The organism is Coraliomargarita parva, from assembly GCF_027257905.1.
Classification (GTDB): domain Bacteria; phylum Verrucomicrobiota; class Verrucomicrobiia; order Opitutales; family Coraliomargaritaceae; genus Coraliomargarita_A; species Coraliomargarita_A parva.
The window spans coordinates 118,767-134,011 of sequence record NZ_JAPZEI010000001.1 but is presented as its reverse complement, the minus strand read 5'-3'; the positions used below and the strand labels follow the sequence as shown (position 1 = coordinate 134,011).

The window sequence follows — 15,245 nt, the reverse complement described above, 5'->3', positions numbered from 1 at the left end:
TGAACTACATTACGTTTCCCGCCCTCAGTCGTGTTTATAATTTTGAAAACCGTACTACAATGAACGATATGCCCCCTTTCGCATCGACCGGAAAAACCAAGCGATCTGCTTTTACCCTGATCGAATTACTATCAGTCATTGCCGTGATCGGGGTTCTGACGGCGATACTTATTCCGGCTTTAAGCGGTGTCCGTGAAAAAGGCAAGCAGGTCCAATGCGCGAGTAACCTTCGCCAGTTGCAGGCTGCGAGTATGCTGTATGCGAATGACCAGGGGATTTATCTCCCTTACACGATCAATGCCGGGAGTAGTGGCGGTAAAGTGACGGGGCGCACCTTCTGGTATCAAAATCCGGACTTTCTGGCATACCTGGGCGGGGATAAAGACAGTGGTAGCTTAGTTCGTAAAACCATGATTTGCCCGACGCGTGGCGACATTCAATCGACCAGCTCCGATTACGTGGGCGGTTACAGCTATGGAATGAATATCCAAAACATTCCCGGCGGCTGGAGCACAGTCGGCGAAAGTGGTGTCAACCCGGTTAAACTGGAGCGACCTGCGGAGAAGATGGCTTTTGCCGATGGCGCGGACATGTTCATCCTGATGTATGCCTCCAAGGCATATGTTCAGGAGCAGTATTACCAACACGCCATTGCCTACCGGCACAATGGGAAAGCGAACGTTGTGCATTTCGATGGGAGTGTCTCCACCCTGGCTAAGGAAGATATCGTTGCCAATGTCGACCTCTGGGATCTGTCCAGAAGGTAAGTGCTCAAACCGATCTTATCGCTGACCATGCGGATGACTTTATCCGGCGGCTGTTTGGGAGCCCTTTACTTCGGCGTGTTGATCTTGTCCGCTTGCCGAGTTCAGGCAGTGGAGAATCTGGCCCGGTCGGCTCAGGCAAGAGCCAGTTCCGTTCTTGAATCGCCCCGCTACCAGGCCTCGAATGCGATTGACGGCAATATTGATGACGGGGCGCGCTGGATTAGCCGTCAGGGTTCCCTCGGTCCGGAGTGGCTGGAACTGATCTTTCCGGAGACCGTTCATCTCGGTGGGGTGCATCTGTATTCCGGTTATCAGGACCGGGATCCGATTCGGGATTTCGAGCTGCAGTATTTATCGGACGGTGTGTGGCAAACGATCCCATCGGCCGTGGTCGAGGGGAACGAGTCCACCGCACTACGCATTCCCTTTGATGCCGCGGTCGATGTGCTGACGCGAGGCATACGTCTGTATGTGGCCGACCCGGAAGGGCAACCGCTCCGGGTGAAAGAGCTCAAGGTCTGGCCTGCGGATGCACATGGTATCCCGCTTTTGGCGGAAGCCATGGGGACCGAGCAGATGCCTCTGATCTATCTGAATCAAAGCGGTTTCAATCGGGGCGAACCGAAGCGTTTCACCGCGCCCCTGATGAAAGACGGAACCGGATTTCATATCACGGTGAACGGCCGCGATACGATCCTGTATCAAGGGCGGATACAGGGGCACATTGGCGACTTTTCGGATTTTGAGCCGAACGATGCTGTGGAGTATGTGGTGCATGCGGAACGGGAGCAATCGGTTCCTTTCCGGATCGGGAACTGGTGGCTGGAACGGGTGAGCTATCCGGGCATGATCGACTTCATGGTGGATAGCCGCCACTACCTGGGTAATTACAAAGGGAGCTGTATCGGCTCATTCGGGTGGCGCGACGACCACCATTTTGCCTACGAGCTCAACACGCTTGTTCCCATGTTGCTGTCGAACCCGGACGCCTACGAAAGGATGCCGTCTCAGATTGATTACGAGCCACCGACCGGGCATCCGGGAAACTGGGGGGCCTTGGAACCTTATCCGGCAGATGCGCCGGACCTGGTGAAACTGATCCACTGGGGGGCGGATGTGATCGTGAGCCAGCAGGCCAGGCATATGATGCTTAAAGAGCAGCTGGCATTCTTCCTGTATGCCTGGCCTGTATTGAAAAAGTGGTTACCGGATCAGAACTACGAGCTCGTGAAGGCTTATGCGCGCGAGACCTGGGAGATGACGGGCATCGACCGGGATTACCGTTACGACGAAACGAGCGAAAACCACAATTTGCTTGAGGTCAAAAAGACGATGGGGACGACGAAGGGAGGGAACCCGCCGGGGCATAGTATCTTGCCGAACCTGCTTATGTATGCCGTTGCAATGCGGGATGGAGATGCCAAGGCGGAAGCTTATTTCGATGCGGCCTACAAGCAGACGGATTGGTTGATTCGCCACCTGGATTGGGAGGATCCCCTGGTGACCAAAGGCCAGCGGATGAGCGAGCATGTGACGATGACGAGCTTAGCCGCGATGCTGCAGCTGTGTCCGGATCGCGCACCGGTGGGCTTGCGTGCAAAGATTAACGACTGGGCACAGGTGGTGGTCGCGCGGTCTGATAATATGTGGGATTTCCGCAAGCTTTCAGAAGATCAATGGGTGCCGACCGGTGAGCGTGCGCAGCATTGGAACGAGCCCGGTAATGTGATGGGCTTTCCCGCCTGTTTGCTCGCGGCCATGCCCTATGTCGATTCCGATGCCACCCGGACGCGCTTGAACGAACTGGTCTGGTCGCACTTCGACAATTGCTTCGGGCGCAATCCGACGGGGCGTCATTTTTCCTATGATGCGCCGCGGGAAATCGAGGGGGTTGAATACGGCTGGTATTCCTATCATGAAGGGGGGATCGGGCAGTTGGCGAATGCACGTTTCGTTTTTGATGGTGCGCCCAAGAATCAGCATTATCCCTATCATCCGGAAGTGGGGAATGTCGGTTGGTCGGAAGGCTGGGTGAGTTTCAATACGGCTTACAATTTGAGTATGAGCTACCTGGCGCGGGCGCAGACTGAGCTTGAGGCGGACTATCAAAGCGGTGTGCTATCGGTACGTCTGAAGGCCCCCATCAATTTCGATTACGAGTTGGTCGAGCAAGCGACGGTTCGTCTTTGGATGATGGATGGTTCGGAGCGCCAAATGGTTCTCAAAGAAGAGTCTCCGGATAGTGCTTACCTCTACGGTCGTATCGCATTGGACGCTACGCCGCATTCAGTGGCCTACGGTTACGGCTACTTTGAAGTGCGCGAGCGATTGCCGTCATCGAAGCCTTGATGGATCTGGACAGTAGAGGCGGTGGCTGAAGCCACCGCTACGAGTTTGGTTTAACTAGATTTTCGATCTAGTGCGGTGGCTGAAGCCACCGCTACGGTCAAGCAGTGTGCAAGTCGTAGTGGCGGCTTCAGCCGCCATCTTCTTGTGTAAAGTCACCGATACGCATAATAGTCAAATCGTAGTCAGAACAAACCATAATAAGATTGACTACATGTCGGCCGTTTCAAGTCTTTCGACACTATGGAGCCACGCACGATTAGTCGCTGGAGAAACCGGTTACCGCACTGGGAAATCGAAAACGGGAGCTACTTTATTACGATTCGTTGCCAAGGCTCACTTCCCTTAACGGCGCAACGCCAGATTCGTGAGATAAAAGAGTCGCTGGAGCAGGTTGTTTCGAACTCCGATGAATTTGACCGGCTACAGCGGCGAATTTTCCTCACCGCCGAAAAATATTTGGATCGTTGTGAAGGCTTTGCTCCGTTTCTGGACGATCACTGCTGCCAGTCGCTGGCGGAGGAACTCGATACATTTGCGGTGGGGTGGCAGGTTCGCGACTGGGTCATCATGCCAAACCATATGCATTTATTTGTGAGCGATCAGGACTCTCGCATCTCGCTATCTAAAGCCATCCGTCAATTCAAAGGCCGTAGTGCACGCAATTGCAACCAGACACTGGGGCGGAGTGGTCCTTTCTGGCAACGAGACTGGTTCGATCGTTGGATCCGAATTGATGCCGAGCGAATCAAGGTGCAGCGTTATATTGCGAATAATCCGGTAAAAGCCAAATTGACCTCAAGTCCGGACGAATACCGTTGGCTTCACTCTGAGTTGGATTGAGCAAAGGGGCATGGGGGCGTGCATGCCGCGGAGAACGGTGGCTGAAGCCACCGCTACGGTCAAGCGTTGTGCAAGTCGTAGTGGCGGCTTCAGCCGCCATCTTCTGTGGGGCAAGCTGTGGCGTTGCGGTTGGCGTAAACGGTGGCTGAAGCCACCGCTACGGTCAAAGCGTTGTGCAAGTCGTAGTGGCGGCTTCAGCCGCCATCTTCTGTGGGGCAAGCTGTGGCGTTGCGGCTGGCGTAAACGGTGGCTGAAGCCACCGCTACGGTCAAAGCGCTGTGCCAGTCGTAGTGGCGGCTTCAGCCGCCATCTTCTGAGGGTCAAGCTATGGCGTTGCGGCTGGCGTAAACGGTGGCTGAAGCCACCGCTACGGTCAAAGCGCTGTGCCAGTCGTAGTGGCGGCTTCAGCCGCCATCTTCTGAGGGTCAAGCTATGGAGTTGCGGCTGGCGTAAACGGTGGCTGAAGCCACCGCTACGGTCAAAGTAGTGTGCCAGTCGTAGTGGCGGCTTCAGCCGCCATCTTCTGTGGGTCAAGCTGTGGCGTTGCGGCTGGCGTAAACGGTGGCTGAAGCCACCGCTACGGTCAAACGTGTGCTGGCTACCATCAACCTAGGCAACTCGCCAGCTTATGGACAGTGGCCAAAGAAAATCGAAGCTGCCGATCTGTCTATATTTTGGAAAGCGGTCTCAGTCGGCAACGGAGATGAGCACCATCATCCACCGTTTCGGTCCGCTGTCTTCCGTATTGCTGCCGATCAAAACGGATTCTCCCTTAGAGACTTTACGTTGATAGACATCCCAGTGGTGCTGCCCGATTGCATACTGTTTGCCTGTTCGCTCAAAACCAGCTTCCAGCCAGCTTTCTTTGGGCAGGCGTGTGTCGTGCAGGATGTAGAGGGTCGCGTTTTGCTTACTTTCAAATTGGAGCAAGTCGACTGCCGAGTAGTTCCAGTCTGCATTGGGCAGCAGTAGGCATTCGCCGCCTTTCCATTCGTCCGGTATGGTTGCGAAGACTTGGTGGTGATCGCTATACATCTGTCCGTTCGGACGCACTTTGACGACGGCGACATTGTTGGTCGGTCCGGAATAGGAAATTTGATCGAACATTGCGGAGGATGGCTGTCGATTAGCCGTATCGGCTTCAGCGCGTTGTTGTTCCAAGCTCGGCGGTTCAGGGAGAGGAGTGAGTGCTTCCTGGGGCGGCAGCACCGGCAGCTGCCGGCTCATGCCGTTTTGGATCCCGAATGCATTCACTTCGAGCTTTTGGGCCGCGTCTTGAAGTCCCTTGCTTCGGGCGATCAGCTCGATGGTCCCCGGTTCGAGTGTGGAGCGCACTGCGACGCGGTTGATCCCGCATTCAAGATTGAGCCAGGTATGGTTGATCGAGTCGATTCGACCGCTGTTATAGCCGCCACGCCAGATACCCGGTCCGGATAATTCGAAGTCGACGCGTCCTTCCCATGTCAGGCACCGGTTTCCTGCTGCATCGACGGCTTCGACATCAAAGAGCGCCACGTCGCTTCCTGTTGCCAGAAAGCCGCCCGGTCCGGTGATCGGGGTGATGCGTAACGCGGTCGCCGGCCCATGGGTGCGTTTGAGCATACGGGCGACTTCCTTGCCTTTCACATAGCCGATTGCGAGTAATTCACCCGGTTCATACTGGACCTTGGGAAAGGTAAACAGGAGCGGGTGCAAAACCGACTGCTCGGAAACCTGAGTCTGGGCCGGAAGTCTGCCGAGCGAACGGCCGTTGAGGAAGAGCTCGACCTCGTCGCAATCGGCGACGACGTGCACGTCTTTTACCGTGCCTGTCGGGTAGTTCCAATGGCCGATCAGATGCAGGTCCGGTTCGTCGGTAAAGATGACTTTGCAGACCCAGTAGGCCTCTTTGGGCAATCGAACGGCGTCCACTTCACCGCTGGTGCGTGCGACTTCCGAATCCACGCGCCCCCCACTGGTTGAGTCGGAAAAGATCCAATTGGCGCCGCCACAGTGCTTTGGGGAAGCGATCTTTTCGTATTGGAAGAGCTGATTGATGGCAAATTCCTCGCTGCTAAGGTCATAGCTGCCACTGGCATGCCAGTTCAAGTAGGGCGGAGTTTGGCGGTCCCAGACCCGGCGGGGCGATTCTTCCCGGTTATACTCACCTTCCACGGTCGGCAGAGCCGGGCGAAAGCCCGAGCCTTCGGTGCTGATGGTAATGTCGCAATAGGGTTCCACCACGGCATTGGCCCGCCTGTGCGCATAGGCCCGGCCTCCGTGCGGGTCGTATTGGTCCATCACCGCTCTGAGGGCCGTGGCGTGCTCATCGGTCACGCTCTGGTTGCCGCCTTCCCAAATCGCGATGGAGGGGTGGTTGCGGTAATAGATGATGACGTCACGGAAGGATGCGAGCCGGACCTCCCACGGGGAGCCTGTGACATCCTTTTCCCCATCAACGCCTGGTTGGAGGGTGAGGATCCCATATTTATCAGACGCTTTGAGTTGTGCCGGCGATCCCGCCGTATGTCCCCAGCGGATGAAATTGCCGCCGGCATCGCGGATCATTTTCAGGGTGAAGTCATGCAGCCAATCGGGTTGGGCCGCTCCCAGCCCCGGCCATTCGTTGGTCGACTTCTGGCCCCAGCCTTGTAATTTGACATAACGGTCGTTGATGAAAAAGCCGTAGTCCTTGTCGAAGTGGAACCAGCGTATGCCCAGTGGCTGTTGATCCGAATCGACCACTCTGTTCTGCTCGATCAGCTCGGTATCGACGGAGTAGAGGTATGGGTATTGAGGCTCCCATAATTGTGGATGCCTGACCCTGCCGCTGAGCTGAATGATCCGGGTCTCGGAGGGTTCCAGGCGGACTTCCTTTTCCAGAGTCAACACGGTCGCTCCGTCCCGGTTCAGTACGCGACTCCGCACTTTGAATGTCCGTGTCGATGTGCCGGAGTTTTGGATTTGCGGCTCGATCCCGATCATGGCCTCTGCGCGCGAGATCTCCCTGGCATAGACATAGGTGCCAACTGTTCCCAGATTGCTGTAAAGGGGGAGTGTCAGGTGGAGCGGTTCTTTGACATGGAGCCGGACGTTCCGGTAGATGCCGCCGTGTGCGGGATGCCAGTGGGGGTTGTTCCATGGCAGCTTGGCACCACCTTCATACTTATCCCAGCTGTGCCATCCCTCGTAGTCGTCATCTTTAATGAAGGAGTTGTCGACCATGACCGCCAATACATTTTCGCGGCCGAACTTCAGGTGCGGACTGAGGTCAAAGGCAAAAGGGAGAAAGCCATTGATCGAGGAACCGATTTTCACTCCGTTCACATAGACTTCCGCCAACTGGCGCACCGCCTCAAACTCGATGATGACTGTTTTATTCTGCCAGTCCTCCGGGGCGACGAAATGTTTACGGTACCAGGTGCGCCCCATCCACTGGTTCATCTCGCCTTTGTGGCCGGCTGGCGACCAGTCATCAAAGGTATCCGTGTCGTTGAACGTATGTGGAGTGGAGACGCTTTTCCAGTCCCGGTCATCAAATGCAATGGCTTGAGCTCCGGGCGGGTCGGATTTTTCAAAGCGCCAGTCCGGATTGAAATTCAGTGTTTCACCATGCAGGGCTCGGACAATTAGAACGAAGGTGATGAAGGTCCGTAACTTTGATGTCGGTTGTGTGATCATGTGCTTTCGCGGCATAATTCTAAAGTGCAACTGCACCTGGGTTAATATTGTCTGAAGTCACTTTGATTTTAGCCTGTATGAGATGGATTCTGTCTCCGTTGCTGTTCTCACTCTGTAGGAGTCTGGCGTTTGCCATTTGGAACAGTCAGGATATAAATACCTTGGCCCGGTTTGATCCGGTTTCTGTTCGGCCCATCAGTGGAGAGAATGAGAAGGGCTGGAATATTGAGGGCAGATTTCGCGGAGCGCTGTCAGGCGGTTGGACGGGAATCATAGTCCTTCGCGAAGGCGACTGGGAATCAAGATGGCGGAGTTACTGTCACAACGGTAGTGAGCTGCTTCGCCGCCGTTAACAGGGATTCATGATCGGCAAAGCAACCTCCTACGATTCCCCGCTAGAGACTAGTGGACCTGGAATGTGTGTGACAGTAACCGCTGCTCGCATTTTGCCAGCTCCTTGCTCGAACAATTATAGGGTACCCACAAATTTCCGGTTAATGAGAAAAGCATACTTCACTCTTGGATTTCTTCTGGGTCTTATCGTCACTTCATCGCTGTTTGCCTTCCTTAAACCCGGCAATTCAGGAGCTAGCTCCGACGTCAGGCGGCTGAAAGTGTCGCACGGCCTGCCAACCAACCATCCGATCCATGCCGGCATCGAGTCTTTTGCCGAGCGGGTCGCTTATTATTCCTCGGGGCGTCTTCAATTCGATGTCTTTCCCAACGCTCAGTTGGGCAGTGGAACGCAAACCTTGGAACAAATGCAGGCGGGCACGCTGGATGCCGCCCAGGTGGGTGCGGCATCGCTCGGAAGCTTTATCCCGGAAGCAAAAGTATTCAGTCTTCCTTATCTTTTCCGGAGCAGCGATCACTACTGGGCGGTGCTCAATGGTGAAATCGGGCAGGAACTGCTGGATGCCCTGGCGATCAATGCATCGGGCAATCCAAGCGGGTTTCGAGGACTGACCTATTACGATGCCGGAAGTCGGAATTTTTATGCCAAGAAAGCCATTCAAGCGCCGTCGGATTTGAAAGGGATGAAGATTCGCGTGATGAATGATTCGGTCGCGATTGATACGATGAAGGCACTCGGTGCGTCTCCGACGCCGATTTCATGGGGGGAACTCTACACCTCGCTGCAGCAGGGGGTGGTCGATGGGGCGGAAAACAACCCGCCAAGCTTTGTTTCCTCGCGTCACTTTGAAGTCTGCAAGGAGTTTAGCTTCGATCACCATTCCCGGATACCCGATATCTTGTTCATTTCTGAAAAGACCTGGAATTCACTGACGCCCGAAGAGCGGGGATGGATTCAGCAGGCCGCAATCGAATCGACTGAGTTTGAGCGGAAAGTCTGGGATGCCGCAGTGGTGGATGCACTGTCGGTGATGCGGGAGCAGGGCGTTACCATCCATGAAGCATCGATGGAGCCATTCATGCAAGCAACCGAGGCGGTTCGAGAGAAGTATGCGGTTGGCGAATTGAAGGATCTGGTTCACCGTATCCAACAAGTATCGGAGTAGGCTGTCATGTTAGGCGCTGTCCGAAAATTGAATAATGGCCTGGTGGCTTTTTTGCAGGTCCTCCTTGTCGTGGTATTCTCAATACTGGTGGTGGATGTGATTTGGGGGGTGGCGAGTCGCTATCTTCTCGGCAGCCAGGCGTCCTGGTCGGAGGAGCTGGCCCGCTTGCTGATGGTCTGGTTGGCTTTGCTGGGGGCGGCCTTGGCCTGCCGTGAAGGACGCCACCTTGGCTTGGATGTCATCGTTCGCAACTGGCCGGAGGAGGTGCAACGCATCAACCGCTTATTGGTCTCAGTGGCCGTGTTGCTCTTCGCTTCGGTGATCATGCTTGGAGGCGGTTGGCAACTCGTCAGCCAGCGCTTCGCGTCGGGCCAAATGCTACCGGCACTCGACATTGCCAAGGCCTGGTTCTACCTGGCGCTCCCGGTGAGCGGAATGTTGATCAGTATGTTCTCCATCGAATCCATCTGGGCGATCCTCGTGAATGATGTGATTGAATATGGAGAGGAGGGCGGATCATGAGTCAGGAGCTGGCGATTATGCTCGTGTGCTTTGTGGCGCTGTTGTGCCTGCGAGTGCCGATTGCCTTTGTTCTTGGCTTGGCGACTGTTGTCACTGCGCTCGCACTCGATTATGATAAGGTTTCACTCTCGATTGCCAGCGACCTCGCCAACGGGATCGACAGTTTTGCCTTGTTGGCCATTCCATTCTTTATCCTCGCGGGCGAGCTGATGGGGCGTGGGGGATTGGCACGACGCTTGATTGATTTGGCGACGGTGATTGTGGGGCGATTGCCCGGTGGGCTCGCACTCGTCAACACGCTGACCTGTATGCTTTTTGGTGCCATCAGCGGATCCGCCGTGGCCGCTGTTTCCAGTATCGGCGGCACGCTGATCCCGGAGATGAACCGAAAAGGCTACGAGCGGGATTTTAATATTGCGGTCACTGCCTCCGCTGCGACGACAGGCATGCTGATTCCTCCCAGCAATATCATGATCGTTTATGCCCTGGTCGCGGGAAATGTCTCAGTGGCCGCGCTCTTCCTCGGGGGAATCCTGCCAGGAGTGGTGATCGGCCTGGGCATCATGATAGCCGCTGTTCTGATCTGTTTTGTCCGTGGCTACGGAAAGCAAGCTGGAGCGGACGCGCCGGACTTGCCTCCTTTCGGCCGGGCACTCTTGGGGGCCTTTCCCAGCCTATTGCTCATCTTTATCGTGCTGGGGGGCATTCTGGGGGGCATCTTTACCGCGACTGAAGCTTCTGCCATCGCAGTGCTTTGGGCCTTCCTGCTGGGCGTCGTTTTCTACCGTGAAATCAACCCGAACGAGCTGATTGGCATCACGCTCAGGGCGGCACGGACGACGGCGGTGGTGCTTTTCCTCGTTGCCAGCAGTTATGCCATGAGCCGCTTGCTGACCCAGGAGCAAGTGCCGCAACAGGTGAGTGCGGCTTTGCTCAATTTATCCGAAAATCCATTTGTTATTCTGTTGATCATTAACATGACACTGCTGGCGGTTGGAGTCTTTATGGACATGACCCCGGCCGTGCTGATCTTTACTCCTATTTTCCTTCCGATTGCCACATCTCTGGGGATTGATCCGGTCCACTTCGGCATTATCATGATTGCCAACCTTTGTATCGGCTTGCTTACTCCGCCGGTAGGCACCTGCTTGTTTGTTGGGGCGGGAGTCGGTGGTAGTGATATCGTCCGGGTTTCAAAGGCAATGCTGCCGTTTTATCTGGTCATGCTTGCGATGTTGCTGCTCATCACCTATTGGGCGCCGTTGAGCATGCAACTCCCCGGTTTGCTGAAGTAGTCATATCAGCTCTAGTAACAGCTGCGTCAGCCGTGAATGGCACTACTTTAAGGACAAATAGAAGGGTTCCTATTGCAACAAAGCGTCGCTCGTAGTGGCTGCTTTAGCTGCCATATTCAGCATCCTAAGCCACCTCGGCTCGATGGCGACTGAAGTCGCCACTACGATAAGAAGCTTAAAGTAGTGCCATTCGCGTCAGCCGTAGTGGCGGCTTGAGCCGCCATGTGCGTCGTGCCGGTTTGAATTGTTGCGGCCACCGTCACCGCCATCCTGCCGGAATTAAATCGAAGAAGTCTTATTCGTATCCGGTGCCGGCAGGAATTCCTTATAGCGGCGGATTTCGATCGGACTGACCGGATTCCCGCTATTGAAGATGAAGATGTTCACCCGGTCTCCAGCCTTATGTCCCCAGAGTGAACTATAGGCCATTTTCCACGCTTCGCCGGAGGTGCGGGCAAACTTTACCTCGATCGTGGTCGTCTTCTGCAGCGGCAGTTTGATGATCGTACTGCTCTGTTTCTCCAGCTTGAACATGTTGTCTTCGATTTTACCGGAGATCGTGTAGTCACTGAAATTAAAGACTTGATAACTGCCGCGCGGGAAAATTTCACGATCTCTTTTGACCGGATAGATGTGGTAATACTCCCTCGACTGGTCATTGGCCGGTTGAAAGACGAGCAGCACTTCTCTGGTATCGGAAGTCAGCTTGGTTTGGGCGACCGGCACGCGGACCGTTTCGCCGGTATCCGGCTTGGTCTGCTCCCGGAAGAAGGTAAGGGTAGCCGGGCCGTGGTAATGCTTGGGAATCGATAGGCCTCGGTTATAGATACTGATGGATTCGACCTTGTTGTCGGTTTCGAACTGAATGTCCTGAATGACCTTTGTGTCCCAGTTCAGTGTCGTGAAATCGACGCTGACATTTTCTTCGGGAGTGGTCTGAGCGGTGAGTAGCGGACTCGCAAGCAAAGCGAGCATGCAAAGTGTGCGGGCGGTTTGATCGATCAGTCTCATTTTCAGTAATTGGTGATTAGACCTCCTCCGGGCTCAGCCAGCGAAGTTTGATGATTCTAAATTGGCGGCCGAAATTACCGCTTGGATTATTGCGATCCACACTGGAGTTGACGTCGCCTTCAACGGGTTCCGGTAGTCGTTGCACGACCGCTTCACAATAGGCTTTCGATTCAATTGCATCGGTCAGGGGGTTGCGTGCGTCACCATAGGCGCGAACGATAAATGTATCGGAGCGAGTTGTTAAGATCGGAGCTAGTGCTTGCAGGATGTCACCCTGCAGCAAGTGCCCGGGCGCGCTGGCGGCTTGAGAGCCGGAGACATGGGTCGGGAAGGGGGTTGGCCCCTCGGTATCACTGCTGTTCAATGTCAGCAATGAATCGATCTTACTGTTGATCTGGGTCGACGTATTGTCGATGGCCTCTTGGAGAATACCGCTGAGGCGCTCGTCATCATTGGTTTCCGGAATGTCATTCAAGCTGCGGTTTACAAATTCCGCCATGGTGCCGAAAGGTTGTCCACGGGCCTTGATGAGATCGACTATTTCCTGCGCCAAGTCGGCAATCTGGTTCGCGGATAATTCCTGGAAACCGCGCCAGAAGTTGACGGCACCGGAGTTGTCATCCGTCTTGTAGGCGCTTCCGTATGGCTTGCTGAGTCGTGTGAAGAAGAGGTTGCCGGTTGTGCTGGTGGCAACATTCGTTGACGGGTCGTAAACGGGCAGGCTCAAATTATTCATCGAGCTGAGCACGGAGATCCATGCGTTGACCGAAGTGGAGTTCACGTTAAACGGTCCATTCACGGCCATGTAGGAAGCCAGTGCGTGGTAGTCGTCGATATTATCTTTCGCGTTACTGAAAACCGCGTCGTCGATCAATTCCCGGGTGCTGCGGGTAAACTGGTAGCGCTTGTTCCGATACTCCTGATCGTCGATCAGGTTTTCGATCTCAGTATCATTGAGGTTCGGGTCGATCGAGGAAAAGAAATAGCTGTCCCAGACTTGTTCGTTGACCAGATAAGGCCAGTCGTAGACGTCGAGTTCGGGGATGCCGCCGTAGCCAATATTCTCGGTGGCGTCGGCAGGGATGCGCGGGTTGGCGTAGGAGTTTCCGATGATCAAGCTGGGGTCGTTATTATAGCGTGAAAGGTTGGCGTGCTGCAAGGCGCCGATGGAAAGCAAAGGTTCCCGCGGCACATCGAATAGGACGACGTGGCCTTGACCTTCTGCAGTGATGCTGTTGCCCCAAAGACCGGAATAGCGGACGTTGTCATATGTTTCGGGCTCCAGCGGGGAGGCCAGCAAGCCCCGGTCGCCTTCAAAGGAAAAACCGCTCAACATGGTGTTGCCGTTCCCGTTGATGAAACCGTCCCAGTCGGGTGAGCCTTGAAGCGTTCGGAGGTTGTTATCGATGCCATTGCGCAGGCCGTAACTGCTCTGTGAGGTTTGCATTTGAAACGCCCAGCTCGCCAGTTCGTCGCCGGTTTCGAGAGAAGCGGCGGTCGCGGGTGCGGGCGGGTTGCTGGAGTCAATTAATTTGGGCCCGATGTTCGAGTCTTGCCAGAGCTTCTTGATCCGCTGGAGGCTCTTTAGATCGGACCGGCTAGGGCCGCCGCGCAACCATACAAATGTGTCTTCACCCACGTCGATTTGCTTCACTTGGATGACACTGTCCGGATTTGCGTAAATGATATTGCCGCCACTGTCCCGGACAGTGAAATACAGCGAGCCGCCCACAGTATAGGTGTTGCGGAGGATGTAGAACTCGTTGACGCCGTTGCTGGTGTTCTTGAGGAGCTTTCGGTTCAGCGGAGAGAACAAGCGCGTCTCGCCGGGTTGGAAATCGATCAATTGGCTGCTCGGTGTTTCAACATAAAAGACCATGTAGTTACTCCCATAGGTCAGGACATTCTGGTCGTCGAAATTGAAAGTATAGCTCACCCCGTCGACCACCAACTCGAAGGAAGGGTTGAGTTCGAGATTAACCTGATAGGCGGCATTTTGGATGGCCACGTTGTATGGATTGTAGATCCCGAAAATCGGGCGCACTTCCAGTTCGATTTTATACTGTCCGGCGCCGCCATACAGAGAGGTTTTGATCCCAAAATCCAATTGCAGGCGTGAAACAACCGGCGTGACCGGACTGTTCCGCTGGTAAGTGTCGGTATAATCGTAATACCAGAAGTCATTAATCAATCCGTGCTTATACGGCACGTAGTCGGTCCGTAAGGCGGTGCTCAAGCCCGGGTTCGCTGCTTGCAGCTCGATGCTGCCGTTCGCATCGATGTCGTTGTATAAATTGTAATAGGCCCTGAGGATATCCCAGTTCGGGCCTGTGTGGCCCGTTGTTGGCTCGATCAGGTCCGGCATGAAAAAGCGATCCTCGTTGTCGGTCGAGGCTCCGAACTCGAGATTATAGACCGAACTGTTTTCAAAGGCGTAGGTAAGATCCTTCTTGAAGCCGCCGTTTTTCGTATCGGTGAGCAGGCCCTGGCTGACTGCCGTCAGGTCATGGAAATAGTTTTTGGAGATTGCGTTGTCACTGGTGAGAAGCGCGAGTTCACTCATTGAGGCCGCAGCGCCGGTCTTTACGTTGTCTTCCAAATCCTCGCTCTGGAAAAGGTTGTCGATCTGGTTGATCCCGAATTGGTAGGCCAGCGTCGTCGGAGATGCGGTGCGACTGTTGCTCTCGGTGTTGTCTTCGGAGACGATGTTGAACTTTGCCTTGATCCCTTCGTCGCCGGCCCAGAACGCATAGCGACCGGTGGTGTTGCCGGTGTTGCCGGTGATCTCGTTGCTGTTGACTTTGACCTGATCGGTTGGTGTCGCGACACTGTTTTTCACCAACCAGATGCTGTCGTTCTGGTCGCTGGGGTCCGGGACATTGCTGGCTGGATTCAGGTAATTCGGGTCGTTCGTCTCAAGACCTTCGTTCCCGCTGACGATCCAAGCTGGAGCAAGGGTGGTGTCTGTCGAGTCCCAGATTCCGGTCCAGTATCCATTCTGTGCAGCAGGAAATGAGAGGTCGGAACGAGCGGTCACTCTTTGATCGAGACCCGCATGTTTTTGTAACTCGCCGACCGCCACCATGAGGCTGAGCTCGGCGTTCTGTTTCGCTTCCAGCGAAGCGCGGAAGTTTGCGGCGCTACTGCTTTCCACGGATACGAAGGTTGTGAGGCTTAACAACAGCAGTAGGATGAACGCCATCAGGCTGAGGGCAACAACGAGCGCAAAGCCGGCATTTCTCCGGGGAGTCGAAGGATGGATACTTTTGGGTGTCATGGCT

At 54.9% G+C, this 15,245-nt stretch carries 9 protein-coding genes; 6 read left to right on the top strand and 3 right to left on the bottom strand.

The features are described from left to right. Positions 1-59 precede the first annotated feature (59 nt). The 3 genes from O2597_RS00510 (at position 60) to O2597_RS00500 (ending at position 3,956) form a co-directional block, all read left to right on the top strand. Positions 60-767: a prepilin-type N-terminal cleavage/methylation domain-containing protein gene (locus O2597_RS00510; RefSeq protein ID WP_269522193.1), complete on the top strand. Its 708-nt coding sequence runs from the start codon at positions 60-62 to the stop codon at positions 765-767. Continuing rightward, positions 768-3,116 carry a discoidin domain-containing protein gene (locus tag O2597_RS00505; protein ID WP_269522192.1) on the top strand — a complete coding sequence of 783 codons (2,349 nt, stop codon included), beginning with the start codon at positions 768-770 and terminating at the stop codon, positions 3,114-3,116. 240 nt (positions 3,117-3,356) lie between these two features. Continuing rightward, positions 3,357-3,956, top strand: coding sequence for a transposase (locus O2597_RS00500; protein WP_269522191.1), 600 nt, complete (start codon positions 3,357-3,359; stop codon positions 3,954-3,956). A gap of 687 nt (positions 3,957-4,643) precedes the next feature. On the opposite strand, the gene O2597_RS00495 is transcribed toward O2597_RS00500, so the two are convergent. Next, a complete protein-coding gene (locus O2597_RS00495) occupies positions 4,644-7,631 on the bottom strand; it encodes a DUF4982 domain-containing protein (protein WP_269522190.1) in 2,988 nt (995 codons plus the stop codon). A gap of 482 nt (positions 7,632-8,113) precedes the next feature. Here O2597_RS00495 and O2597_RS00490 point away from each other — a divergent pair, with 482 nt between their 5' ends. The 3 genes from O2597_RS00490 to O2597_RS00480 are packed head-to-tail and all read left to right on the top strand — an operon-like array spanning position 8,114 to position 10,953. Beyond that, positions 8,114-9,136, top strand: coding sequence for a TRAP transporter substrate-binding protein (locus tag O2597_RS00490; protein WP_269522189.1), 1,023 nt, complete (start codon positions 8,114-8,116; stop codon positions 9,134-9,136). A gap of 42 nt (positions 9,137-9,178) precedes the next feature. Then, positions 9,179-9,658 carry a TRAP transporter small permease gene (locus O2597_RS00485; RefSeq protein WP_269522188.1) on the top strand — a complete coding sequence of 160 codons (480 nt, stop codon included), beginning with the start codon at positions 9,179-9,181 and terminating at the stop codon, positions 9,656-9,658. After that, positions 9,655-10,953 (top strand): TRAP transporter large permease, encoded by a 1,299-nt coding sequence (locus O2597_RS00480; protein ID WP_269522187.1) that lies wholly within the window; start codon positions 9,655-9,657, stop codon positions 10,951-10,953. Before O2597_RS00485 ends, O2597_RS00480 begins: the two co-directional genes overlap by 4 nt. 279 nt (positions 10,954-11,232) lie before the next feature. Here the strand turns inward: O2597_RS00480 and O2597_RS00475 are convergent, their stop codons facing one another. Beyond that, positions 11,233-11,964 (bottom strand): hypothetical protein, encoded by a 732-nt coding sequence (locus O2597_RS00475; protein WP_269522186.1) that lies wholly within the window; start codon positions 11,962-11,964, stop codon positions 11,233-11,235. 16 nt (positions 11,965-11,980) lie between these two features. Continuing rightward, entirely contained in the window at positions 11,981-15,241 is a 3,261-nt protein-coding gene (locus O2597_RS00470) for a hypothetical protein (protein ID WP_269522185.1), read from the bottom strand. Positions 15,242-15,245 lie beyond the last annotated feature (4 nt).